The 22,007-nt window shown below is 72.9% G+C and carries 24 protein-coding genes; 7 read left to right on the forward strand and 17 right to left on the reverse strand.

Translation table 11 applies throughout. From position 1 onward, the window contains the following. Positions 1-2 precede the first annotated feature (2 nt). Together AC0KTA_RS33380 and AC0KTA_RS33385 are read right to left on the reverse strand one after the other, a co-directional pair. A complete protein-coding gene (locus AC0KTA_RS33380) occupies positions 3-848 on the reverse strand; it encodes an SGNH/GDSL hydrolase family protein (protein ID WP_481051917.1) in 846 nt (281 codons plus the stop codon). Between the two features lie 59 nt (positions 849-907). Next, on the reverse strand, positions 908-1,564 hold the full coding sequence (locus tag AC0KTA_RS33385) for a maleylpyruvate isomerase family mycothiol-dependent enzyme (protein ID WP_481051918.1): 657 nt from the start codon (positions 1,562-1,564) through the stop codon (positions 908-910). Between the two features lie 70 nt (positions 1,565-1,634). Here AC0KTA_RS33385 and AC0KTA_RS33390 point away from each other — a divergent pair, with 70 nt between their 5' ends. Together AC0KTA_RS33390 and AC0KTA_RS33395 are read left to right on the forward strand one after the other, a co-directional pair. Further along, positions 1,635-2,654, forward strand: a complete 1,020-nt coding sequence (locus tag AC0KTA_RS33390) for a LysR family transcriptional regulator (protein ID WP_481051919.1) — start codon at positions 1,635-1,637, stop codon at positions 2,652-2,654. Positions 2,655-2,703: 49 nt separating this feature from the next. Beyond that, a complete protein-coding gene (locus AC0KTA_RS33395) occupies positions 2,704-2,952 on the forward strand; it encodes a holin (protein WP_481051920.1) in 249 nt (82 codons plus the stop codon). A 27-nt stretch (positions 2,953-2,979) separates the two neighbouring features. Here the strand turns inward: AC0KTA_RS33395 and abc-f are convergent, their stop codons facing one another. The 7 genes from abc-f to AC0KTA_RS33430 all read right to left on the reverse strand — a co-directional run bounded on the left by abc-f (position 2,980) and on the right by AC0KTA_RS33430 (position 12,265). After that, the gene (gene abc-f, locus AC0KTA_RS33400; protein ID WP_481051921.1) at positions 2,980-4,590 is read right to left on the reverse strand and encodes a ribosomal protection-like ABC-F family protein; all 1,611 of its coding nucleotides are present in this window, start codon (positions 4,588-4,590) and stop codon (positions 2,980-2,982) included. A 74-nt stretch (positions 4,591-4,664) separates the two neighbouring features. Continuing rightward, on the reverse strand, positions 4,665-5,678 hold the full coding sequence (locus AC0KTA_RS33405) for a hemolysin family protein (RefSeq protein WP_481051922.1): 1,014 nt from the start codon (positions 5,676-5,678) through the stop codon (positions 4,665-4,667). Continuing rightward, positions 5,675-7,015, reverse strand: a complete 1,341-nt coding sequence (locus tag AC0KTA_RS33410) for a hemolysin family protein (RefSeq protein WP_481051923.1) — start codon at positions 7,013-7,015, stop codon at positions 5,675-5,677. Before AC0KTA_RS33410 ends, AC0KTA_RS33405 begins: the two co-directional genes overlap by 4 nt. 254 nt (positions 7,016-7,269) lie before the next feature. Next, the gene (locus tag AC0KTA_RS33415) at positions 7,270-7,695 is read right to left on the reverse strand and encodes a GNAT family N-acetyltransferase (protein WP_481056653.1); all 426 of its coding nucleotides are present in this window, start codon (positions 7,693-7,695) and stop codon (positions 7,270-7,272) included. A gap of 127 nt (positions 7,696-7,822) precedes the next feature. Next, positions 7,823-8,713, reverse strand: coding sequence for a TIGR03621 family F420-dependent LLM class oxidoreductase (locus AC0KTA_RS33420; RefSeq protein ID WP_481051924.1), 891 nt, complete (start codon positions 8,711-8,713; stop codon positions 7,823-7,825). Positions 8,714-8,835: 122 nt separating this feature from the next. Further along, positions 8,836-11,400 carry an ABC transporter permease gene (locus AC0KTA_RS33425; RefSeq protein WP_481051925.1) on the reverse strand — a complete coding sequence of 855 codons (2,565 nt, stop codon included), beginning with the start codon at positions 11,398-11,400 and terminating at the stop codon, positions 8,836-8,838. 10 nt (positions 11,401-11,410) lie between these two features. After that, on the reverse strand, positions 11,411-12,265 hold the full coding sequence (locus AC0KTA_RS33430; RefSeq protein ID WP_481051926.1) for an ABC transporter ATP-binding protein: 855 nt from the start codon (positions 12,263-12,265) through the stop codon (positions 11,411-11,413). 174 nt (positions 12,266-12,439) lie between these two features. On the opposite strand from AC0KTA_RS33430, the gene AC0KTA_RS33435 reads away from it, so the two are divergent. Then, positions 12,440-12,667: a hypothetical protein gene (locus tag AC0KTA_RS33435; RefSeq protein WP_016643343.1), complete on the forward strand. Its 228-nt coding sequence runs from the start codon at positions 12,440-12,442 to the stop codon at positions 12,665-12,667. A gap of 36 nt (positions 12,668-12,703) precedes the next feature. After that, positions 12,704-13,042 carry a fic family toxin-antitoxin system, toxin component gene (locus tag AC0KTA_RS33440; RefSeq protein ID WP_481056654.1) on the forward strand — a complete coding sequence of 113 codons (339 nt, stop codon included), beginning with the start codon at positions 12,704-12,706 and terminating at the stop codon, positions 13,040-13,042. A gap of 60 nt (positions 13,043-13,102) precedes the next feature. Here the strand turns inward: AC0KTA_RS33440 and AC0KTA_RS33445 are convergent, their stop codons facing one another. After that, the gene (locus AC0KTA_RS33445) at positions 13,103-13,453 is read right to left on the reverse strand and encodes a VOC family protein (protein ID WP_481051927.1); all 351 of its coding nucleotides are present in this window, start codon (positions 13,451-13,453) and stop codon (positions 13,103-13,105) included. Between the two features lie 197 nt (positions 13,454-13,650). On the opposite strand from AC0KTA_RS33445, the gene AC0KTA_RS33450 reads away from it, so the two are divergent. Beyond that, positions 13,651-14,013 (forward strand): VOC family protein, encoded by a 363-nt coding sequence (locus AC0KTA_RS33450; protein ID WP_481051928.1) that lies wholly within the window; start codon positions 13,651-13,653, stop codon positions 14,011-14,013. A 53-nt stretch (positions 14,014-14,066) separates the two neighbouring features. Here AC0KTA_RS33450 and AC0KTA_RS33455 read toward each other — a convergent pair whose 3' ends face one another. From AC0KTA_RS33455 to bioB, 4 genes are all read right to left on the reverse strand, one after another. After that, positions 14,067-14,792, reverse strand: a complete 726-nt coding sequence (locus tag AC0KTA_RS33455; protein WP_481051929.1) for a class I SAM-dependent methyltransferase — start codon at positions 14,790-14,792, stop codon at positions 14,067-14,069. Positions 14,793-14,909: 117 nt separating this feature from the next. Beyond that, on the reverse strand, positions 14,910-15,617 hold the full coding sequence (bioD, locus tag AC0KTA_RS33460) for a dethiobiotin synthase (protein ID WP_481051930.1): 708 nt from the start codon (positions 15,615-15,617) through the stop codon (positions 14,910-14,912). After that, positions 15,614-16,957: an adenosylmethionine--8-amino-7-oxononanoate transaminase gene (locus AC0KTA_RS33465; protein WP_481051931.1), complete on the reverse strand. Its 1,344-nt coding sequence runs from the start codon at positions 16,955-16,957 to the stop codon at positions 15,614-15,616. The genes bioD and AC0KTA_RS33465 overlap by 4 nt, the downstream gene beginning before the upstream one ends. Next, the gene (gene bioB, locus AC0KTA_RS33470; RefSeq protein ID WP_481051932.1) at positions 16,950-18,113 is read right to left on the reverse strand and encodes a biotin synthase BioB; all 1,164 of its coding nucleotides are present in this window, start codon (positions 18,111-18,113) and stop codon (positions 16,950-16,952) included. Before bioB ends, AC0KTA_RS33465 begins: the two co-directional genes overlap by 8 nt. 197 nt (positions 18,114-18,310) lie before the next feature. Here bioB and AC0KTA_RS33475 point away from each other — a divergent pair, with 197 nt between their 5' ends. Further along, on the forward strand, positions 18,311-19,447 hold the full coding sequence (locus tag AC0KTA_RS33475) for an 8-amino-7-oxononanoate synthase (RefSeq protein ID WP_481051933.1): 1,137 nt from the start codon (positions 18,311-18,313) through the stop codon (positions 19,445-19,447). Between the two features lie 57 nt (positions 19,448-19,504). Here the strand turns inward: AC0KTA_RS33475 and AC0KTA_RS33480 are convergent, their stop codons facing one another. Then, entirely contained in the window at positions 19,505-19,729 is a 225-nt protein-coding gene (locus AC0KTA_RS33480; RefSeq protein ID WP_481051934.1) for a DUF397 domain-containing protein, read from the reverse strand. A 9-nt stretch (positions 19,730-19,738) separates the two neighbouring features. Then, positions 19,739-20,599, reverse strand: a complete 861-nt coding sequence (locus AC0KTA_RS33485; RefSeq protein ID WP_481051935.1) for a helix-turn-helix domain-containing protein — start codon at positions 20,597-20,599, stop codon at positions 19,739-19,741. Between the two features lie 262 nt (positions 20,600-20,861). Between AC0KTA_RS33485 and AC0KTA_RS33490 the strand changes: the two genes are divergently transcribed. After that, positions 20,862-21,293 carry an ATP-binding protein gene (locus AC0KTA_RS33490; protein ID WP_481051936.1) on the forward strand — a complete coding sequence of 144 codons (432 nt, stop codon included), beginning with the start codon at positions 20,862-20,864 and terminating at the stop codon, positions 21,291-21,293. Positions 21,294-21,368: 75 nt separating this feature from the next. Here the strand turns inward: AC0KTA_RS33490 and AC0KTA_RS33495 are convergent, their stop codons facing one another. Beyond that, a complete protein-coding gene (locus AC0KTA_RS33495) occupies positions 21,369-22,004 on the reverse strand; it encodes a DUF6328 family protein (protein ID WP_481051937.1) in 636 nt (211 codons plus the stop codon). Positions 22,005-22,007: the final 3 nt, after the last annotated feature.

Genomic DNA, 22,007 nt, shown 5'->3' on the forward strand with positions numbered 1-22,007 from the left:
ACTCAGGCCGCGTCCGGCTCCACGCGCCGCCACGTCCGTACGGGGCCCGGGGCCGCCGTGTCCTCGGGCGTCACCCAGAATGCGCGTCCCGTCGCCGGGTCCACGTGGGCGCCCGTGCGGCCGTCGCCGGACGAGCGGCCGGTGAGGCGGCGGCCGATCCACGGGCCCAGGTGCTGCCGGGCGAAGCGGACGTCGCTCACGCGGCGGGCGACCCAGGCCGGGCGGGCGGAGGCGGGCATCGGCGTGCGCCAGTCGTCCTGGGGCGCGTGGCCGAGCGTCTGCCACACCGCCTCGGCGACCCGGCGGTGCCCCTCCGCCGTCAGGTGCAGCCGGTCGACGTCCCACAGCCGCTGGTCGCCGAGCGCGGCGGCCCCGTACAGATCCACGACGACGGCGCCATGCCGTGCCGCGAGGTCGTCGACGTACCGGAAAAGCTCCTCCATGCGCGGGCGGAACCGTTCGAGGACCGGGCCCTGGCGGCCGGGACTGCGCATCAGGACGAGCTGCTTGCACGCCGGGGCGAGCGTCTCCACCGCCTGCTCCAGGAGGCCCCGCACCCGGCCCATGTCGCACTTGGGCCGCAGCGTGTCGTTGAGGCCGCCGACGAGGGTGATCACGTCGGCGCCGAGCGCGGCCGCCATGGGGGCCTGCTCCTCGGCGATCTGCCCGATGAGCTTGCCGCGTACGGCGAGGTTGGCGTACCGGAATCCGGGGGTGCGGGCCGCGAGGCGCTCGGCGAGCACGTCGGCCCAGCCTCGGTAGCTGCCGTCGGGGAGCAGGTCGGACATGCCCTCGGTGAAGGAGTCGCCGACCGCGACGAGGCTCGTGTGGGTGGGATCGATCTGCATGGCGATGCGATGGTATCCCGCCGCCCGCGAGCCCGCCCGGGCCCGTCCCGCGGGGTTCCTCAGGCCCGTGTGAAACGTTCCGCGCCCTCGCCGCGCAGCCGCCCGGTCGGCAGCCCGCGGCCGAACGCCACCAGCAGCAGGTCCTGTGCGGCCCCGCGCAGCGGCGTCCCCGACCCGAAGGACCAGTCGACGTCGTCGGCGCGCAGCTCCAGGCCGGTGAGGTCGGCGCCGAAGAACTTCGCGGACTTCGGTGTGACGTGGTCGAGAAGGATCCCGACGCGGTCCTCCGGTACGCGGCGGGGGATCCCGAGCGCCACGGTGATGTCGAGGCCGTGCACGACGTCGTGGCCGAGCGCGCTCGCGAAGCCGCCGACCGGCGGGGTCCACGGGTGCTCCGCGTTGTCCCGCAGGAACCCCGCGAGGACCTCCGGCGAGAACGCCTCGGCGTCCGTGCGGGCGCGGCGGTCCGTCATGCGGTGCAGGCGCCCGCCCGCCGTGGCGAGCTCCCACAGGACCCGGGGGAGGGAGAGGCGGAAGCCCATCGACATGTGGGCGGCGACCTCGCGCACGCGCCAGCCCGCGCACAGCGACGGCGCGTCCCACTGCTCGGGCGCGAGACCGTCCAACAGGTCGGCCAGCTCCCGGCGTTCGGCCGCGATGGCGGAGCGGATGCCCGTGGTGGCGTGCGCCGCGTTGTCGTTCCCCGTGTCAGCCATGCTCCAAAGATCGTCCCGGCGTGGCGATAAGTCCAAGAGCCGGTACGTCTCGTGGCTAGCATCCCGGGTTATGGAACTTCGCCAGCTCCGGTACTTCCTCGCCGTCGTGGAGGAGGCCAACTTCACGCGCGCGGCCGCCGCCCTGCATGTGGCGCAGCCCGGTGTCAGCGCCCAGATCCGGCAGCTGGAAAGGGAGTTGGGGCAGCGGCTCCTGGACCGCTCGGGCCGTTCGGTGACTGTGACGGAGGCGGGCGCGGCCGTGCTGCCGTACGCGCGCGCCGCGCTCGCCGCCGTCGACGGGATGCGGCAGACCGCCGACGAGTTCGCCGGGCTGCTGCGCGGGCGGGTCACGATCGGGCTGGTGTCGGGCGCGGCGACGCACGAGTACGACGTGGCGTCGGTGCTCGCCGACTTCCACGACGACCACCCGCACGTCGAGATCGCCCTCACCGAGGACACGTCGGACCGGATGCTGGCGGCCGTGCGCGAGGGGCGGCTCGACATCGCCCTGGCCGGTCTCGCCGAGGACAACCCGCCGCAGGGCGTCACCTGGCAGATCGTGGTCGACGAACCGCTGGCGGCGCTGGTGGCGGCGGACGACCCGCTCGCCGAGCTGGCCGGGGCGGCGCACGCGGGCGAGGGCCGCCGACGGGACGGCTCGCTCCTCGGCACCGTCCCCCTGACGGCCCTCGCCGACCGCCCCCTCATCTGCCTGCCGCGCGGTACGGGACTGCGGGCCGTGCTCGAACGGGCCTGTACGCAGGCCGGGTTCACGCCGCGCGTCGCCTTCGAGGCGGCCGCGCCGCCGTTGCTGGTCCAGCTCGCCGCGCGCGGGCTCGGCGTGGCCGTGTTCCCCGCGCCGGGCGCGACGGCCGCCGCCGCGCACGGCCTGCGGGTGGTCGGGTTCGAGGAGCCGTGCCCGCGCGGGCGGCTCGGCATCGCCTGGCGGACGGACGGGCCCGCGGGTCCCGCGGCCCGCGCGTTCCTCGCCCGGCTGCGGGCCGCCCTGGCCGCGTCCGCGGGCGGCGAACCAACCCCGGCCCGCATCTCGACGCCGGTCACCGACCGGCGCGAACATAACGGTAGTTGAGGACTCATCGAAGGGCTCCTCGCTCCTCGCTACCGGAGAGGGGTCCGCCATGTGGACCGCTGCCTTCTGGAAAGCCACCGCCGAGCGCGCGGTCCGCACCTTCGCGCAGGCGCTCGCCGCCGTCCTCGTCGCCGGGGCGACGAACCTCCTCGACGTGGAGTGGGCCGCCGCCCTCGGTACGGCCGGGATGGCGGCGCTGCTCGCGGTCCTGACCGCCCTCGGCTCGGCGAAGATCGGCCCACCCGGCCCGGGGCTCACCGAAACCCCGGACGGCCGGAGGCGCGAACCCGTGCTCTGACGCGGGCGGCGCAGCGTACTTCCAGGGCTACTCCGCCCCCAGCCGCCCCCCGGCCATCCGCACCCGCCGCCCACCGAACCGCTCCCTGAGCCGCCGGTCGTGCGAGACCACGACCAGGGTGCCGCCGTAGCCCGCGAGGGCCTGATCCAGTTCCTCGACCAGGGCGGGGGAGAGGTGGTTCGTGGGCTCGTCGAGAAGCAGGAGGTCGGCGGGGGTCGTCACGAGGCGGGCCAGGGCGAGCCGGCGGCGCTGGCCGGCGGAGAGGTCCCTCACCGGGACGGCCAAGTCCGCCTCCCGGAACAGGCCGAGGGCGAGGAGCGCGTCCGCGTGCTCCTCGGGCAGCCCGGGCCGCCCGGCCGCGAACGCGTGGAGGAGCGGCTTGCCGTCGTCTTCGTGGGAGATCTCCTGCGGCAGGTGCCCGATGCGCGGCGGCAGCCGGACGTCGCCGGAGTCCGGCGTGAGCACGCCCGCGAGGACCGCGAGGAGCGTGGACTTGCCCGCCCCGTTGGGTCCGGTCACGAGCGTGCGCGAGCCGGGTTCGAGGACGAGGCGGTCCACGGCCAGGCGCCCGCCCACCGTGACGTCCGCGAGCTCCACGTCGCGTACGAAGTCGTGGTCGCCGCCCTCCAGGTCCGCCGCGAACCGCAGCGGATCCGGCGGGCGTGGCACCGGCTCGGCGTACAGCCTGCGCAGCCGCTCGCGCGCGTTGCGCACGACACCCGACAACTGGCCCTCCACGGACCGCTGGTGACCCGCGAAGCGGGGCCGCTCGCTCATCCGCCAGCCCGTGGACAGCTTGGCGGCGCCGCCCTCGGCGAGGCGTTCCTGGCGCTCGACCTCGTCGCGCCACTCGCGGTACCGCTCCTCCCAGCGGCGCCGCGCGGCCTGCCGCTGCGCCAGGTAGCCGTGCCAGCCGCCGCCGTAGCGCGCGACGGTCCTGCGGTCGCCGTCGACCTCGACGATGGTGTCGGCGACCCGGTCGAGGAACACGCGGTCGTGCGTGACGGCGACGACCGTGCCCCGGTGGCCGCGCAGCCGCTCCTCCAGCCAGCCGAGCGCCTGGTCGTCGAGGTGGTTGGTCGGCTCGTCCAGGAGCAGCAGCTCGGGCCGCGGCGCGAGGACGCAGGCGAGCGCGAGCCGGGCCGCCTCACCGCCGGACAGCGAGCCCAGGGTGCGGTCGCGTGCCAGGTGGGGCACGCCGAGGCCGTGCAGGGCGGCGTCCACGCGCGCGTCGGCGCGGTAGCCGTCGCGGGCCTCGAACGCGGCCACCAGGTCGCCGTACGCCGTCAGTTCGGCGGCGGAGGCGTCGCCCGTGAGCGCCGCCTCCGCCTCCTTGATCCGCCGTTCCAGCTCGCGCAGCTCCGCGAGCGCGTCGTCCACCGCGTCCCGCACGGTGGCCCGCGGCGGCAGCCGGAGCGTCTGCGCGAGATAACCGGTGCCGCCGTCGGACACCACGGCCACCTCGCCGTCGGCGGGCGCGTACTCACCCGTGATGAGCTTCAGGAGCGTCGACTTGCCCGAGCCGTTCTCGCCGATGACACAGGCCTTGTCGCCCGGCCGCACCGTCAGCGAGACCCGTTCGAGCACGGGCCGCTCCGGATGGCCGTACGACACGTCGCGCAGGACGAGCTGGCTCATGGCACGCCTCCCCTCGGCCGCTCACGCGGCTTGCTCACACGGGTTGCTCACGCGAGTTGCCTCACGCGGCTTGCTCACACAGGCTGGCCGAACAGCTCCCGCAGTACGTCCTCCATGGTGACCATGCCGGCCAGTCTGCCGTCGCTGCCGAGCACCGCGGCCACATGGGTACGGCTGCCCCGCATGGCCGTCAGGACGTCGTCCAAGGACGTGGTCTCCCGCACTCGCGCGATGGACCGCATGTCCGACACCCGGAACGGCAGGTCCCGGGGCGAGACGTCGAGCGCGTCCTTCACATGGAGGTAGCCGACGATGCGGCGCCCCTCGTCCACGACCGGGAAGCGCGAGAAGCCGGTGTCGGCCGAAAGCCGCTCCAGCTGCTCGGGCGTGACCCCCACGCGCGCGTAGACCACGCGTTCCAGCGGCAGCACCACGTCGCGCACCGGACGGCGGCCCAGCTCCAGGGCGTCGTGCAGGCGTTCCTGCGCGCGGTCGTCGATCAGGCCGGCGTTGCCGGAGTCCTGGACCAGGCGGGCCAGTTCGGCGTCCGAGAAGGTCGCCGAGACCTCGTCCTTCGTCTCGACCCGCAGCAGCTTCAGGATCGCGTTGGCGAACGCGTTGATCGTGAAGACCAGCGGGCGCACCGCCCGCGCGCACGCCACCAGCGGCGGCCCGAGCAGCAGCGCGCTGCGCACCGGCTCGGCGAGCGCGATGTTCTTCGGGATCATCTCGCCGAGCAGCATGTGCAGATACGTCGCCACGGCCAGGGCGATGACGAACGAGATCGGGTGTACCAGGCCGTGCGGCACGCCCACCGCGTCGAACAGCGGCTCCAGGAGATGCGCGATCGCGGGCTCGGCGACGACACCGAGCACCAGGGTGCACAGGGTGATGCCGAGCTGTGCCGCCGCCATCAGCGCGGACACGTGCTTGAGGCCCCACATCACGCTCTTGGCACGGCGGTCGCCGTCCTCGGCGTACGGCTCGATCTGGCTGCGGCGCACGGAGATCAGGGCGAACTCGGCGCCCACGAAGAAGGCGTTGACGACGAGCGTCGCCAGGCCGATCAGCAACTGGATGACGGTCATCGGTCGTTCTCCTCCGCCTCGTCACCGGACGGTGCGGCGGGCGCGTGCAGTGTCAGGCGGGCGGCGCGGCGGCCCGTGGCGTCCACGACGTCCAGGCGCCAGCCCGTGACCTCGACGCTGTCGCCGACGGCCGGAATGCGGCCGAGCTCGGTGGCGACCAGGCCTGCCAGCGTCTCGTACGGCCCGTCCGGCACCCGCAGGCCCACCCGGGCGAGCTGGTCGGTGCGGGCCGCGCCGTCCGCCGTGTACAGCGCGCGGCAGTCCTCGTCGGTGCCGGCCGGGGCCAGGTCGGGCGTCTCGTGCGGGTCGTGCTCGTCGTGCACCTCGCCGACGACTTCCTCGACGATGTCCTCCAGGGTCGCGACGCCCGCCGTGCCGCCGTACTCGTCGATGACGACGGCCATGGTGCGCTTGCCCGAGAGCCGGTCCAGGAGCCGGTCGACGGTCAGCGACTCCGGTACCAGCAGCGGCTCGCGCATCAGCTCGCTCACGGACTGGCGCGGCCTGCGCTCGGCGGGCACGGCCAGCACGTCCTTGATGTGCACGACGCCGACGACCGAGTCGAGATTGCCGCGGTGGACCGGGTAGCGGGACAGGCCGGTCGCGCGGGTGACGTTGGCGACGTCCTCGCAGGTGGCCTGCACGTCCAGCGAGACGACCTGCACGCGCGGTGTCATCACGTTCTCCGCGGTGAGGTCGGCCAGGTTCAGGGTGCGCATGAACCGCTCGGCGGTCTCGGCCTCCAGGGCGCCCTCCCTCGCGGAGTGCCGGGCCAGGGCGACCAGTTCCTTGGGGCCGCGCGCGGAGGCGAGCTCCTCGGTGGGCTCCATGCCGATGCGGCGCACCGCGCGGTTCGCGGTGTTGTTCAGGTGCCTGATGAAGGGGCGGAACGCCGCGCTGAACACGCGCTGCGGCGTCGCCACGCGCTTGGCGATGGGCAGCGGCGAGGAGATCGCCCAGTTCTTCGGCACCAGCTCGCCGACGACCATCAGGAAGACGGTCGACAGGGCGGTGCCGATCATGAGGGCGACGGTCGAGGACGCCGAGTCGGGGATGCCCGCGGCGTTCAGCGGGCCCGCGATCAGGTCCCCGATCGCCGGTTTGGCGAGCATGCCGACGACCAGGCCGGTCACGGTGATGCCGAGCTGGGCGCCGGAGAGCTGGAAGGTGAGGTTCTTGACGGCCTTGAGGGCGCTGGCGGCGCCCCGCTCACCGCGCTCCACGGCGCGTTCGAGGTCACTGCGCTCGACGGTCGTGAGCGAGAACTCCGCCGCGACGAAGACGCCGCACGCGAGCGAGAGCAGCACCGCCACGAGGAGCAGGAGCACTTCGGTCATCGGGTCACCTCCGTCCCATGATCGGCCAGGGGCGTGGTGAATGCGCGATGTCGGGTACTAGGAGGCTCGCCCATGGGCGGACGCTCACACCTTTCCGTCAGGTTCGAGTGGTCCGTCCATGTTAAAGGACCGGCAAAACCATCCGCTCCACATAACTCTCTGTTACGAGGTGCTCTCGCTGCCTGAGCGCGGCGCCCTCTGGTTAGGGGGCGGGCTCGCGGTTGTGCACGGGGCGGGCCCGTCGTCGCGTCGGCTCAGTCCGCGAGCGGCTTGACCCAGCGGCTCCACTGCGGCTCCGGGGCATAGCCGGCCGCGTGCCAGGCGTGGTGGGCGAGCTCGTTGCGGTTGAGCACCATGGCGTCCGCCCGGCGCCCGCCGAGCGCCACGAAGCGCTCCTCGGCCCCGGCGAGCAGGGCCGAGCCCACGCCTCGGCGCCGCTGGTCGGGATGCACGGCCAGCCGGTAGAGGTGGCAGCGCCAGCCGTCGAAGCCGGCGATCACCGTGCCGACGAGTTCCCCGTCGGACTCGGCGAGCAGCAGGGCCCCGGGGTCCCGCGCGACGAGGCGTTCCACGCCGGAGCGGTCGTCGCTGATGCTGGTGCCCTCGGCGGCCACCTTCCAGAAGGCGAGTACGGCGTCCAGGTCGTCGGGCCCTGCGGCCCGTATGCGCAGTTCGATCATGCCGCCATCCCAGCACCGGGTGACGCTCCGCTGCCCGGATTTCCAGAATCCGGACAGCGGCGTCACGGGGCCGGACAGCGCCGTCACGGCGTGGGACAGCGCCGTCACGGGGCGGGGCGGCCGCGTCTCACTCGCCGCGCAGCTCCTCGATGACGGCGCCGAACGCCTCCATGCCCGGCTCCAGGACGGTGAGGTACGAGAAGCCGTACCGCTCCCGCTGCGCGCGCAGCTGCTCGGCCATCTGCCGGGCCGTGCCAAGGAGCAGGATCGGCAGGTCCAGGGCCTCGTCCTCGGTGAGGTGCGGGACGCGTTCGAGGGAGGGCCGGATGGCGGCCCGCCGGTCCTCGGTCACCTCCACCATCTGGATCAGGAGGTTCAGTTCGGCCGGTTCGGCGCGGGCCGCGGCGAACTGCCGGTACGCGGCGACGCGCTCGTCGAGGCCCTCCGCCGTGAGGACGTCCAGCTTGCCGTCCGGGTCGCCCGGGACCGCGCGGGCGCCGGTGAACGCCGCGATGTCGGCGTGCTCGGCGACGATCTTCAGGACGCGGTCGCCGTTGCCGCCGATCAGCAGGGGCGGGCGGGGGCGCTGCAGGGGCTGCGGCTGGTGCTCCGGCGAGGCGAACAGGCGGTCCAACTCCGCGATGGTGCGGCTCAGATGGGACACGCGCTCGCCGGGCGTGCCCCAGGGGAGGCCCGCCGCGTCGAACTCCGACTTCACGTACCCGGTGCCGAGCCCCAGTTCGAGCCGGCCGCCGGTGAGCGCGTCCGCCGTGGCCACCTCGCGTGCGAGCAGCGTGGGGTTCCAGAATCCGGCGTTCAGGACGAATGTGCCGACCCTCGGCCGCTCCGTGGCCTCGGCCGCCGCGACGACCGCCGGGAACGGCGCGGGCATGCCCAGATGGTCGGGGACGAGGATCACGTCGTAGCCGAGTTGCTCGGCCCTGCGGCACTTCTTGCGCCACTCGTCTCCCGCCGAGGGGGCCATCATGTTGACACCGAACCGGAACGGCCTGGCCATGAACTCTCCTCATGTGTCGAGCGGTTGGCTGACGGGACCGGCCGCCCCCTCCGCGGCGGCTTCCGCGGACGGCTGCCCCGGGTGCCGGTCTGCCCGCGGAGGCTGCCCCGGGTGCCGGTCCCTCACTCGTGCGCGATCGCCTCCAGTACGTTCATGCGTGACGCCCGCAGCGCCGGCAGCAGCGCCGCCACGATGCCGACCACCACCGAGCCGATCACGACCGCCACGATCGTCGACCACGGCACCGCGAACGCCTTCAGCCCCTGCAGCTCCAGGACCTGCTGCATCGACACCCCCCACACCAGGCCGAGCGTGAGCCCGAGCACCGCGCCGAACACCGCGATCACCACCGACTCGAGCCGGATCATGCGCCGCAACTGGCGCCGGGCGAGCCCGATCGCGCGGAGCAGACCGATCTCGCGCGTGCGCTCGACGACCGACAGGGCAAGGGTGTTGACGACGCCGAGGACGGCGATGACGATCGCGAGGCCGAGGAGCGCGTACACGAGGTAGAGCATCACGGCGATCTGCTCGCGGATCAGCTTCTTGTAGTCCGCCTGGTCGCGCACCTGCACCTGCGGATACGGGTCGAGCGCGGCGTCGAGCCGGTCCCGCAGCGCGTCGGCCTCCGTGCCCGGCGCGGCGTTGACGTACACGGCGGAGTCCTGGCCGTCGGGCACGTGCTTCTCCAGCGTGCCGAGCCCCATGAAGAGCCCGCCCTGCATGCCGGGCCCCTCCGGGCCGTCGTTGTCGGTGAGCGCGGCCACCGTCAGTTCCGCCTTGCGCTTGCCGGGGAACTCCACGGGCAGCACCGAACCGACGCGTACGTCATGGTCCTTGGCGTAGTCCCGGTCCATCGCGAGCCTTCCCGGGGCCAGTGCCTGCGCCGAACTCCCCTGTGCGTACGTGGTCTTCACGACCTCGTCGAGCTGCTTCCCGAAGCCGGCCGCCGTCGACTCCACGGTCCTGCCGTCGGGCGTCCGCAGCTTCAGGGGCGTGAAGCGGCTGCGTACGACGAGACCGGCGCCGTCGGTCGCCTCCACCTTCTTGGTGACCTCCGGCGGGAACGGCATGAACGCGTTGTTCTGTACGACGAAGTCGGCGCCCAGCGTCTTGTCGATCTGGTCGTCGAACGACTTCGTCATGGAGGCGCTGGCCACGGACAGGCCCCCGACCAGGGCGAGCCCCACCATGAGCGCGGCCGCCGTGGCGCCGGTGCGGCGTGGGTTGCGGAGCGCGTTGCGCTGGCTCATCCGGCCCACGGAGCCGAACAGGGCAGGGAAGGCGCCGCCGAGCACCCGGATCACCGGCCGCACCAGGAGCGGGCCCGCGACGACGGTGGCGATGAGGCTGAGGACGACGCCGAGCCCGAGCAGCGAGGCCGACGTGGCGGTGTCGGAGGAGGCCGCGCACCCGACGAGCGCGGCCGCGCCGACCAGCGCCACGACCGAACCGGCGATGGCCCGCAGCCGCAACGGCCGCCCCACACCGGCGATCTCGGCGTCCGCGAGCGCGGCCATCGGCGAGACCTGCGCGGCCCGGCGTGCCGGCAGATACGCGGCGACGAACGTGACGCCCACCCCGACGACGTACGACACGACCGGCGTCACCCAGCCGATCACCATCTCCGTCGACTTCAGGTTCATGCCGAACAGGCCCATCAGCTCGATGAGTCCGGCGGCGAGCCCGATCCCGGCCGCGAGGCCGAGGGTGGAGCCGACCACGCCGAGCAGCACCGCCTCGATCAGCACGGAGCGGCGCACTTGCCGGCGGTCGGCGCCGAGCGCGCGCAGCAGGCCCAGCTCGCGGGTGCGCTGCGCGATGAGCATCGAGAAGGTGTTGACGATCAGGAAGATGCCGACGAGGACGGCGACACCGGCGAAGCCGAGCATCACGTACTTGATGACGTCCAGGAAGCCGCCGAGCTCGGAGGCGGCGGACTCGGCCTGCTCGTCGGCGGTCTTGAGGTCGTAGGTGGTGCCCAGTTCGGCGGCGACGCGCCGCTTGAGGTCGGCGTCGGCGACGCCCGGGGCGGCGTCGATGGAGATGGAGGTCGCCGCGTCCTTGTCGCCGAGGAGCTTGGTCTGCGCGGTCGCGGTGTCCAGGAAGACGAGCGCGGCACCGGGGTTGGTGGTCGTGAACGTGACGATGCCGACGACCCGCACCTTGAACGAGCCCGGCGCGGCGAGGACCGAGAGCGTGTCCCCGATCGCCACGTCCTTCTTGTCGGCGGTGTCCGCGTCGATCAGGGCCTCGCCCGGACCGCGCGGGGTGCGGCCCGAGGTGAGCTCCACGGGGCTGCGGTCGCTTTCGTACCAGTTGACGGCGATGGTGGGCGCGCCGGTGGTGGGGCCGACCGGGTCGTTGTCGCGGTCGACGACCGTGATGTTCTCCACGGAGGCGTCGACGTGCGTGGCCGCGACGCCGTCGACCTTCGCGACCCGCCCCGCGACATCCGCGGGGAGTGTCGGCGTGCGCCCGGTCGGCACGCTCTCGTCGAGGTCGTCCTTGGGTGCGACGGTGACGTCGGCGGAGGTGGAGGCGAACAGCCGGTCGAAGGTGCGCGTGACGGTGTCCGAGAAGATCAGGCTGCCCCCGACGAACGCCACCGAGAGGATCACGGCGAGCGCGGACAGGGCGAGCCTGCCCTTGTGCGCGAGGAAGCTGCGGAGCGTGGCCTTCAGCACAGGAGCCGCCTCAGTCCTGGGGGGACGGGTCGTCGGGCGCGTCCGAAGGTACCCAGTGCGACGGGTCCTCGGGGGCGTCCGAAGGCACCCCGTGCAGGACGTCGAACCGCTTCATCCGCTCCAGCACGGCCTCCGCCGTCGGCCGCGGCATCTCGTCCACGATCCGGCCGTCGGCGAGGAAGAGAACCAGGTCGGAGTGGGCGGCGGCGCCCGGGTCGTGCGTCACCATCACCACCGTCTGGTCCAGCGAGTCCACCGCCTCGCGCAGGAAGCCGAGCACTTCGAGCCCGGACCGGGAGTCGAGGTTGCCGGTCGGCTCGTCGGCGAAGATCAGCTCCGGGCGGGAGGCCAGCGCACGCGCGCACGCCACGCGCTGCTGCTGACCACCGGACAACTGCGCGGGCCGGTGGTGGAGCCGGTCGCGCAGGCCGAGGGTGTCGATGACGTGTTCCAGCCACTCGGCGTCGGGGCGCCGGCCCGCGATGTCCATCGGCAGCGTGATGTTCTCGCGCGCGTCGAGCGTCGGGATCAGGTTGAACGACTGGAACATGAAGCCCACCCGGTCCCGCCGGAGCTGCGTCAGCTCGCGCTCCTTGAGCCCGGTGATCTCCGTCTCGCCCAGCCACACCTGGCCCGCCGAGACCGAGTCGAGTCCGGCGAGGGTGTGCATCAGCGTGGACTTGCCGGACCCGGAGGGCCCCATCACGGCCGTGAACCGCCGCCGCGCGATGTCCACGTCGACCGCGTCCAGGGCGATCACGGCCGTCTCGCCGGAGCCGTAGGCCTTGGTCAGCCCGCGTGCGCGGGCGGCGATGCCCGGCGGTTCGGCGTGCTCCGTGTTCGGCGTAGCAGCAGGTGTGGACAAGGCCGCCTCCCGGGTTGTGGCCGTCCCGACTCGCGTATGCCAGCAGAGAGTAGAGGGTCGGGGCAGGTGGCTGGTATCCCTCGCAGGTCGGTCCCTTAGACGCGTGTAAGGGGCACCGGGCCGGTGCTCCCGGGCCCTCTATCGGTGCTAGCGATTCGGCGCTAGCTTGAGGGCATGGCGAAGACTCAGTTGAACGTGCGGGTGGACGAGGACACCGCGCGGGCCGCGCGTGAACGCGCCCTGGCCCGCGGCATGAGCGTGAACCGCTACATCGAAGAACTCGTCAAGCAGGACGCGGGCGAGCTCGGCCACACCTTCGTGGAGGCCGCCGCCGACTTCATGAAGCAGTACGAGTCGGTCTTCGCCGAGGAGTTCGGCGCGGAGCGCGAGGGTCGTCGCTGACCCTTGAACCTCAGAATCGACCTCGCCTGGCTCCTCATGATCGCCGAGCACAAGACGCCGGGAGACCCTCAAGTCACCGACTGGGGCGCCCTGGTGGCCGCCGTCGCCCGCCACCAGGCGGAGATCTTCGACGTCCCCGTCTACGAAGGCCCGCACGACCGCGCTGCCGCCCTGCTCCAGCTCCTGCTGCACCTGCCCGCCCTCGAACGCTCGAACGCGCTCTTCGCCACGTCGGTCGCCTACGCCTATCTCGTCGCCAGCGGCGTGAAGGTGGTGACCTCGCCCGAGCAGGTGCGGGACCTGGCGCGGCTGATCAAGGAGGACGGGGCGAGCGTCCACGACATAGCGCGTGAGCTGCGGCAGTGGAGTCTGTGAGGGGTCACGCAGGCGTCGGCTGACGGGCGGCTGTGGCCCTGTGCGCGACGGCGTTTCCGGTCAGAGGTCCGTGGCCCGCTCGTGGCGGGGCTCGTACATGCCGATCTCGCCGCCGCCCGGCAGCCGGAACCGCGTCAGCAGCCCCCACCCGGCGTCGGTGACCGGCTGCGTGAACGTGATGCCCTTGGCGGTGAGCTCGGCCACGGTGGCCTCGACGTCGTCGCACATGAGGTAGAACTCGTGTGCCTCCGGGCCCACGGTCGGGTGGACGGCGATCTCGGCGGGCGGCAACTTGAAGATCAGCCAGCCGCCGCCCGCGTCCACGTGCGGGTAGTCGAGGACGTCGCGGAAGAAGGCCCGGTCCGCCTCGGCGTCACGGCTGTACAGGATGACGTGCGCTCCGTTGACCATGCGGCGAGGATAAGCGTGGCGGTCGGGTCCGGCGACCGGCGCGGTTCCGCTTTGCGGTCGACAGGGCTCTGCCCGGCGGCCGACGGTGCTCTGCCTTGCGGCCCACGCGGGTACTGCCCGGCGAGCGGCCGATGAGTTGCGGGCCGTCCGCCGGTCAGCACCAGGTATCCGGTCGCGACCACAAGGAGGACGGCACCATGCCCGCCACCATCCAGCCCATGCTGATCACCCCCGACCTGGACCGCCTCGTCGCCTTCTACCAGCAGCTCCTCGGCGCCGAGGAGACGGCCCGGGTACCGGACGAGGGCCCCACCTTCTTCGTAGACCTGCGGATCAAGGAGTCCGACCTCGGCATCGTCGCCGACAAGAGCGTCGAGCCGGGCACGCCGCAGCGCTCGCTCCTGAGCGTGACGGTCGACGCCGTGGACGAGCTGCTGCCGCGCGTCGAGGCGCTGGGCGGCACGGTGCTCGGCCCGGCCAACGACATGCCCTGGGGCCAGCGCGTCGCCCACATCCAGGACCCGGACGGCAACGCGGTCAATCTCGCGCAGCCGATCTGAGCGCGGCGGCGCGCCTCAGGTGCGGCGGCTCGGCTCACGTGCGGCGGCTCGGCTCAAGGGTGCGCGTCGTCCGACGGGACGCCCGCAGGGCCGCCTGTCGTGTCGTCCGCGGCCGCCGGTGGGCGCCGTGCCGAGCCCAGGACGCAGTACGACGTGGGCAGGCGCGGCCCCCGCGCGGGCACCAGGACCTGCCGGTAGGGGCCCAGCTCGAACCCGGCGGCGCGCAGCGCGCCGACCGTGTCGCGGCCGACGTGGCAGCCGCCGAACAGCGGCGGCCACACCGTGCGGTCCAGGGCGCGCTGGACCGTCGCCATCGCGCCGCCCGGGGCCCGGCCGTGCTCGAAGAACCTCAGCTCACCGCCCGGCCGCAGCACCCGCCGCAGCTCCGCGAGCGACCTCCGTACGTCCCGCACGCTGCACAGCACCAGCGACGCGACCGCGAAGTCGAACGCCTCGCTCTTCACCGGCAGGGCCTCCGCCGCGCCCGGCACCACGTCGACCGGAACGTCCGCGCGCAGCGCCGCCGCCACGGCGAGTCGGCGCAGCACGCGCTCCGGCTCGATCGCCACGACCTCGGCGACGGTGCCCGGGTAGTGCGCGAAGTTCAGCCCGTTGCCCGCGCCGACCTCGATCACTCGGCCCGTGACCCCCTGGAGGAGCTCCTTGCGGTGCGGGGCGATCACGCGCTCCGCGGCGACGCTCTGGCGGGCGTAGAAGCGGGCGAAGAGGGGGTGGTGGACCGGGTCTCGGGGGGTGGGGCTTGCGGAGGGCTTGGGCATGGCTGGTTCTTCCCCAATCCCGCCCCTTCCCGAAACTGGGGGCCCTGCCCCCAGGCCCCCCTTTACGCCGGCCCGCAGGCCCCGTGGGCCCCCGCCGATCGCGCTTCGCGCTCGTCCTCAAACGCCGGACGGGCTGAAATCCCACCTACCTCCGAGTTCTGGTGCGAGCCACTCGCCCGCCCTCGCCCTGAACTCGCCGGGTTCCCATGCCCCCGCCCCCTCCGGCACCGCCCCCAGCAGCGGTGCCCCCGCCGCCTCGTCCAGCTCGGACAGGTTGCAGCGCGAGGCCAGGTCCGGGGTGGTGGGCCAGGAGCCGATGACCACGCCCCGGGCGGTGAGGCCCCGGGTGCGCAGGGCCTCGCCGGTCAGGGTCGTCGCGTTGAGGGTGCCGAGGCCGGCCGTGGTCACGACGAGGACGGGGGCGTCGAGGAGGCGGGCCGCGTCCGCGAGCGTCCTGCCCTCCTCGTCGAAACGGACGAGCAGGCCGCCGGCCCCCTCCACCAGGACCAGATCGTGCGCGGCCGCCAACTTCGTGGCGGCCTCGGCGACTTCGGCGGGCGTCACCGAGGGCAGCCCGGCCCGTCGCGCGGCCGTCGCCGGGGCCAACGGCTCGGGGTAGCGGGCGAGTTCGACCGCAGTCACCCGCTCGCCCGCGAGCCGCACCACCTCGTCGGCGTCACCGGGCTCGCCGGGGCCGACGCCGGTCTGGGCGGGCTTGAGCACGGCGACGCTGCGCCCGGCGGCGACGGTCACCGCGGCGAGGGCCGCCGTCGTCACCGTCTTGCCGATCTCCGTCCCCGTACCGGACACCATGAGCACGCTCACGCGGACACCTCCGCGCGCGCCGCCCCCGTCGCGGCCGTGCAGGCGTCCGCTGCCGCGCACACCGCGCGGCCGATCCGCGCCACGTCGTCGTCGCCCGTGATGAACGGCGGCATCGTGTAGATGAGGTCGCGGAACGGCCGCACCCACACGCCCTCGCGCACGGCGGCGCCGGTCGCCGCGGCCATGTCGACCTGGTGGTCAAGCTGTACGACACCGAGCGCGCCGAGGACCCGTACGTCACGTACGCCGGGCAGCTCCGCCGCCGGAGCGAGCGCGGCCCGCAGGCCCGACTCGACGCGCTTGACCTCCGTCTGCCAGGCCTGGCCGACAAGCAGGTCGATGGAGGCGTTGGCGACCGCCGCGGCGAGCGGATTGCCCATGAACGTCGGCCCGTGCGCGAGCACCGGCACCTCGCCGCGCGCGATGCCCGCCGCCACCCGCGCGGTGCACAGCGTCGCGGCCATCGTGAGATAACCGCCGGTCAGGGACTTGCCCAGACACATCACATCGGGCGTGACGCCCGCGTGCTCCGCCGCGAACAGCGTGCCGGTGCGGCCGAAGCCCGTCGCGATCTCGTCGAACACGAGCAGCACGTCGTGCGCATCGCAGGCCTCGCGCAGCACCCGCAGATACCGGGGGGAGTGGACGCGCATGCCGCCCGCGCCCTGCACCACCGGCTCGACGATCACGCCCGCGAGCTCGTGGGCATGCCGCTCGATCACGTCGTGGAGATGCTGCGCGTACGTGTCGTCGTACGCGTCGAAACCGGCCGGAGGCAGGTCCGCGAACACCTGCTGGGGGAGTACGCCCTGCCAGAGGCTGTGCATGCCGCCGTCGGGGTCGCACACGGCCATCGGCTGCCAGGTGTCGCCGTGGTAGCCGCCGCGCCAGGTCAGCATCCGCCGCTTCTCGGTGCGGCCGACGGAGCGCCAGTGCTGGAGGCACATCTTCACGGCGACCTCGACGGACACCGAGCCGGAGTCGGAGAGGAAGACGTGCTCCAGGCCGTCCGGCGTCAAGTCGACAAGTCGCTTCGCCAGGCGGACGGCGGGCTCGTGCGTGAGCCCGCCGAACATGACGTGGCTCATGCGGCCGAGCTGGTCGCGCGCCGCCTCGTTCAGGACGGGGTGGTTGTAGCCGTGGATGGCCGACCACCACGACGACATGCCGTCGACCAGCTCGCCGACGCCCGCGACGCGCAGCCGCACGCCGCTCGCCGACTCCACGACCAGCGGGTCGTGGCGGCCGGGCATCGGGCCGTAAGGGTGCCAGACGTGGGCGCGGTCGAGGTCGAGGATCTCCTGTACGTCCAGGTGGGGGGCCGTTCGTCCGTTACGCATTGGGCGCCAGATCCGTCCCCGCGCCCCGGCGGCGCACCGCCACCAGGTCCGTGCGCGCCTCCGGCACCTCAGCCTCGGCCGCGGGCACCTCTGTCTCCTGCGACCCGCACTCCGAGTCCTCCGAGCCGCAGACCGAACCGCAGCCACCGGCCCTGCGGTGCTCCGGCAGCGTCACCTGCTCCGTGGTCTCCACCTCGAACCCGGCGTCCGCGATCATCTCCAGGTCCGCCTTGCCCGCCTGGCCCTCACTGGTCAGGTAGTCGCCGAGGAAGATCGAGTTGGCGAGGTGCAGGGCGAGCGGCTGGAGCGTGCGCAGGTGCAGCTCGCGGCCGCCCGCGATGCGGACCTCGGCGTCCGGGCGGACGAACCGGACCATGGCGAGAATGCGCAGGCAGCGCTGCGGGGTGAGGTTCCACTCCTTGGCGAGCGGGGTGCCCTCGAAGGGGATCAGGAAGTTCACCGGCACGGAGTCCGTGTCCAGGTCGCGCAGCGCGAAGACGACGTCGACCAGGTCCTCGTCCGTCTCGCCCATGCCCGCGATCAGACCCGAGCAGGCGGAGAGCCCGGCTGCGTGCGCCTTCTGCACGGTGTCGACGCGGTCGGCGTACGTGTGCGTCTTGGTGATGTCGCCGTACGTCGCCTCGGACGTATTGAGGTTGTGGTTGTACGCGTCCGCGCCCGCGCCGCGCAGCCGCTCCGCCTGGCCGTCGGAGAGCAGGCCGAGGCAGGCGCAGACCTCGACGCCCTCGTTCTGCTCCTTGATCGTCTTGATGGTGTCGGAGACACGGTCGACGTCCCGGTCGGTGGGCCCGCGGCCGCTCGCCACCAGGCACACCCGCTTGGCACCGCCCGCCAGGCCGGCCGCCGCGGCCTTGGAGGCCTCGTCCGGCTTCAGCCAGGTGTACTTCAGGATGCCGGTGTCGGCGCCGAGCCGCTGCGAGCAGTACGAGCAGTCCTCGGGGCACAGGCCCGACTTCAGGTTGACCAGATAGTTGAGTTTCACCCGCCGTCCGAACCAGTGGCGCCGCACCTTTCCGGCCGCCGCCACCACGTCGAGCAGGTCCTCGTCGGAGGTCGCGAGCACGGCGAGCGCCTCGTCACGGGTCGGCAGCTCGCGCCGAAGCCCCTTGTCCACCAGCGTGTTGAGCAGATCCATGGCGCTGATCCTGGCGTACGCCAGTCTCTCTGACCATGGAGACAGTGCACAACAGAACCGCCGGGAGGTGTGGGTATTGCCACACCATGGCCCGGTGGTGCGGCGGCTAGGGTCTGTGCACTGTCTACAAACTCTGTGTCCTCACGCTCCGTGCCCGCACCGCGGGTACGGCGGCCCACGACGTCCTGGAGGCCCCCATGGCGAGCTCGCCGTTCGACTGGATCGACGAGCAGGCACGGCTGCGTGAGCGCGCGGGTCTGGTGCGCACGCTGCGCCCGCGCCCGGCCGAATCCGACCTGCTGGATCTCGCGGGCAACGACTATCTGGGGCTCGCCCGGCACCCGGAGGTCACCGAAGGCGCGGCGGCCGCCGCGCGGCGCTGGGGCGCAGGCGCGACCGGCTCGCGCCTGGTGAGCGGCTCCACCGAACTGCACGCCGAACTGGAGCGTGAGCTGGCCGCGTTCTGCGGCTTCGAGGCGGCGCTCGTGCTGTCCTCCGGGTACGCGGCGAATCTCGCGGCGGTCACCGCGCTCGCCCCGCACGGCTCGCTGATCGTCTCCGACGCGGGCAACCACGCCTCCCTGATCGACGGCTGCCGCCTCGCGCGCGGGACGACCCAGGTGGTGCCGCACGCGGATCCGGACGCGGTGCGCAAGACGCTCGGCACGCATGCGGGCGGGGCGATCGTGGTGACGGACTCGGTGTTCTCCGTCGACGGGGACGCGGCGCCGCTGCGCCAACTGGCCGCCGTCTGCCGGGAGTCGGGCGCGGGGCTCGTCGTCGACGACGCGCACGGGCTCGGCGTGCTCGGGGCGGGCGGCCGGGGCGCGCCGTGGGCCGCGGGGCTCGCGGGCGCCGCCGACGCCGTGATCACGGTCACCCTGTCCAAGTCCCTGGGCAGCCAGGGCGGCGCGGTGCTCGGCCCGGCCAAGGTCATCGACCACCTGGTCAACGCGGCCCGCACGCTCATCTTCGACACGGGGCTCGCCCCGGCCGCCGCCGGTGCGGCGCTCGCCGCGCTGGGCGTGCTGCGGCGTGAGCCGGAACGGGCCGCGCGGGTGCGCGCGGTGGCGTCCGGGCTCCACCAACTCCTCACCGGGGAGGGGCTTTCGGCGGTACGCCCCGACGCCGCCGTCGTCTCTGTGCGCGCCCCGTCGCCGGAAGCGGCGGTGCGCTGGGCGGCCGACTGCCGTGGCGCGGGCCTCGCCGTGGGCTGCTTCCGCCCGCCGTCGGTCCCCGACGGCATTTCGCGGTTGCGGCTGACCGCACGGGCCGATCTCGACGACGCGCAGGTCGCCGAAGCCGTCCGCGTGATCAGCCGCACCGCACCCTGACTCCTGAGATCTGGCACCTGAGACCTGGGTCCAGGGTCCGGCGCACTCACCCGGGCTTCACCGAAGGGCGTCGGTGAAGTCCTCCCAGGCGGCAGGGGAGAAGAGCACGGCCGGGCCCGCCGTGTCCTTCGAGTCGCGCACGGCGAGCAGACCGGCGAGCGGTCCCGAGCCGAGCGGTGCTGTTTCCACGCAGTTGTTCATCCCGTTGCTGCGGCTGCTGCGCCGCCACCGCGCGTCCCTGAGAGACGTGCTGGAGGGAACGTACCGAGGCAGTGCAGTCATGGTGCCTCCTTACGCGCCGTCACCTAACCCGGCGATGAAATCCATTGAATCCTGAACGGAAAGCGCCTGTCCCTGAAGAGAGTTGAAGGCGTCGGTGTATGCCTTGAGGTCTTCTTTCCGTTCGAGGTAGAGGCTACTCGTCAAGTGGTCGAGAACAACCACATCCAGATCAGAAATGTTCGGAAAGGAGAGAATAACGAAAGGCCCGATCAGGCCGATGTGCTCCCCCGCGGCGAACGGCAGTACCTGGAGCCGGACTTGGGGGAGCCGCCCCGCCTCAAGGAGTCGCCGCAACTGCCCGGCCAGCACCTCGGGCCCGCCCACCTGGCGCCGGAGCACCGCCTCGTCGAGGATCACGCTCAGCCTGAGCGGCGGGTCGTTGCGCAGCACGTCCTGGCGGGCGAGACGCACCTGGACCAGGGCCTCCACCTGCTCTTCCGGCAGCCCGCCGAGCGCGGCACGTGTCACCGCGCGGGCGTAGTCCGGGGTCTGCAGCAGGCCCGGGACGACGGTGGTCTCCAGCGTGCGCACCCGGCAGGCCTGCGACTCCAGGCTGATGAAATCGCGGTAGGCGGGCGGCAGCAGACCGCGGTACGCGTGCCACCAGTGGTGCCGTCCGTTCTCGTCCTCCCCGCCCGCGAGCGCGACCAACAGCTCCCGCAACTGCGGGTCCTCGACCTCGTACGCCTCAAGGAGCAGCCGCACGTCGGACGCGCGCACCCCGGAGCGTCCGGTTTCGATTCGGCTCACTTTCGACTGGTGCCAGCCGACGCGTGCGGCCGCCTCGCCGCTGGTGAGTCCGGCCTGCCCGCGCAGCGCCCGCAACTCCGCGCCGAGTTTGCGGCGCCGCACCGCGGGACCGTACTGCATGTCCGTCTCCTTCCGGACGTCCGCGCCCCCCGTACGGGACAGTGGCAGACAGTAGGGGAAGCGCCAGTGTTGCGCCCAAATACGGTCTGCCGTCGCAGAGTTCACCGCTTCGAGCGACAGATATATGCACATCTCGGTGGATCGCCGCGCGTCACCTGCCCAGGAGTGGCAGTCTGTCGCGAAGCACCAGTTCCGGGACTGTCCTCGAGTTCTTCCGCCACGAGTCGGAGTCCGGTCCCGGTGGGAAAGGGACAGCGTCGCCATGGCAGATCACCAGGAAGCATCCGTCACTCTGCCGAGCGATCCTGTCTCGGTCTCCGCCGCTCGCCGGTATGTGGCCGACGTTCTCTCGGAGTGGGGTCTGCCGGCCGGCGCCGACGTGGCCGACTCGGTGCGGCTCATCGTCTCAGAGCTCGCCACGAACGCCGTGCAGCACACCCTCGGCCAGTCGCCCACCTTCACCGTGGACGTCCACCTCGACCGGGACGAGCGGCTGCGCATCGGCGTCACCGACAGCCACCCGCGCTACCCCAAACGCCTGCCCGCCGCCGTCCAGCAGGACAACGGCCGCGGCATGGTCATCATCAGATGGCTCACCGCCGAGTGCGGCGGCAGGCTGTCGGTCTGTCCCACGGCGGAGGGCGGGAAGACGGTGTGGATCACGCTGCCCTGGTCGGTGCCCGTACAGAGTTGACGGAGCGGTCGGACGGCGTTGACGGGGGTCACCGCCGTCGGGCCGCGTCGGCGGACGGCGTTGACGGGGCCGTCGTCAGGTGGGCCCGGCACCCTTGCCGTCGGTGTCGGCGGGACCCTCGCGCCGGTTCCGATTCCGGTCGCTGTCCGCGTCCGTGTCCTCGACGGCCGGTGCCACCGTGCCCGAGACCTCCCCGACCCGCGCGATCACCCGCGGCAGCACCCCCCACAGCCCGCCGCACGCAAGCAGCGTGCCCGCCGCGGCGATCACCGCGCCGGTGCGGCTCGCCGCGACGTCCACGACGAGCAGGACCGAACCGGTGAGCGCGAGGACCAGGACGGCGAGTCCGACCCCGGCGAGCCGCGACGACACCCGGACGATGAGCGGCTTGGCGCCCCGCTGGAACAGCCCCCGGTGCACCGCGGCGGGCGCGGTGAACAGAGCGGCGGCCAGGACGGCGAGCAGCAGCGTGGTCACGTACGTGGCGCGCTGCATCGTGTCGAGCGAGGGGAAGCGGGGGGTGAAGGCGAGCGTGAGCAGGAACGCGAAGAGGATCTGGACCCCGGTCTGAGTGACCCTCAGCTCCTGCAGGAGTTCGTTGAAGTTGCGGTCGGCGCGCTCGAGCGGGGTCTCGTTGCGGCCGTTGTGCGCGGTCGCGCCCGCCGGATGTGACGTGCCCGCCCGGTGTGGGGCGTGGTCGGAGTCGGACATGCA

The sequence above is a fragment of the Streptomyces sp. Y309 genome (assembly GCF_056712025.1).

Coding starts and splice junctions, on each gene's coding strand:
- AC0KTA_RS33380 (WP_481051917.1), bottom strand. CDS start 848: ATGCAGATCGATCCCACCCACACGAGCCTCGTCGCGGTCGGCGACTCC.
- AC0KTA_RS33385 (WP_481051918.1), bottom strand. CDS start 1,564: ATGGCTGACACGGGGAACGACAACGCGGCGCACGCCACCACGGGCATC.
- AC0KTA_RS33390 (WP_481051919.1), top strand. CDS start 1,635: ATGGAACTTCGCCAGCTCCGGTACTTCCTCGCCGTCGTGGAGGAGGCC.
- AC0KTA_RS33395 (WP_481051920.1), top strand. CDS start 2,704: ATGTGGACCGCTGCCTTCTGGAAAGCCACCGCCGAGCGCGCGGTCCGC.
- abc-f (WP_481051921.1), bottom strand. CDS start 4,590: ATGAGCCAGCTCGTCCTGCGCGACGTGTCGTACGGCCATCCGGAGCGG.
- AC0KTA_RS33405 (WP_481051922.1), bottom strand. CDS start 5,678: ATGACCGTCATCCAGTTGCTGATCGGCCTGGCGACGCTCGTCGTCAAC.
- AC0KTA_RS33410 (WP_481051923.1), bottom strand. CDS start 7,015: ATGACCGAAGTGCTCCTGCTCCTCGTGGCGGTGCTGCTCTCGCTCGCG.
- AC0KTA_RS33415 (WP_481056653.1), bottom strand. CDS start 7,695: ATGATCGAACTGCGCATACGGGCCGCAGGGCCCGACGACCTGGACGCC.
- AC0KTA_RS33420 (WP_481051924.1), bottom strand. CDS start 8,713: ATGGCCAGGCCGTTCCGGTTCGGTGTCAACATGATGGCCCCCTCGGCG.
- AC0KTA_RS33435 (WP_016643343.1), top strand. CDS start 12,440: ATGGCGAAGACTCAGTTGAACGTGCGGGTGGACGAGGACACCGCGCGG.
- AC0KTA_RS33440 (WP_481056654.1), top strand. CDS start 12,704: ATGATCGCCGAGCACAAGACGCCGGGAGACCCTCAAGTCACCGACTGG.
- AC0KTA_RS33445 (WP_481051927.1), bottom strand. CDS start 13,453: ATGGTCAACGGAGCGCACGTCATCCTGTACAGCCGTGACGCCGAGGCG.
- AC0KTA_RS33450 (WP_481051928.1), top strand. CDS start 13,651: ATGCCCGCCACCATCCAGCCCATGCTGATCACCCCCGACCTGGACCGC.
- AC0KTA_RS33455 (WP_481051929.1), bottom strand. CDS start 14,792: ATGCCCAAGCCCTCCGCAAGCCCCACCCCCCGAGACCCGGTCCACCAC.
- AC0KTA_RS33465 (WP_481051931.1), bottom strand. CDS start 16,957: ATGCGTAACGGACGAACGGCCCCCCACCTGGACGTACAGGAGATCCTC.
- bioB (WP_481051932.1), bottom strand. CDS start 18,113: ATGGATCTGCTCAACACGCTGGTGGACAAGGGGCTTCGGCGCGAGCTG.
- AC0KTA_RS33475 (WP_481051933.1), top strand. CDS start 18,311: ATGGCGAGCTCGCCGTTCGACTGGATCGACGAGCAGGCACGGCTGCGT.
- AC0KTA_RS33480 (WP_481051934.1), bottom strand. CDS start 19,729: ATGACTGCACTGCCTCGGTACGTTCCCTCCAGCACGTCTCTCAGGGAC.
- AC0KTA_RS33485 (WP_481051935.1), bottom strand. CDS start 20,599: ATGCAGTACGGTCCCGCGGTGCGGCGCCGCAAACTCGGCGCGGAGTTG.
- AC0KTA_RS33490 (WP_481051936.1), top strand. CDS start 20,862: ATGGCAGATCACCAGGAAGCATCCGTCACTCTGCCGAGCGATCCTGTC.
- AC0KTA_RS33495 (WP_481051937.1), bottom strand. CDS start 22,004: ATGTCCGACTCCGACCACGCCCCACACCGGGCGGGCACGTCACATCCG.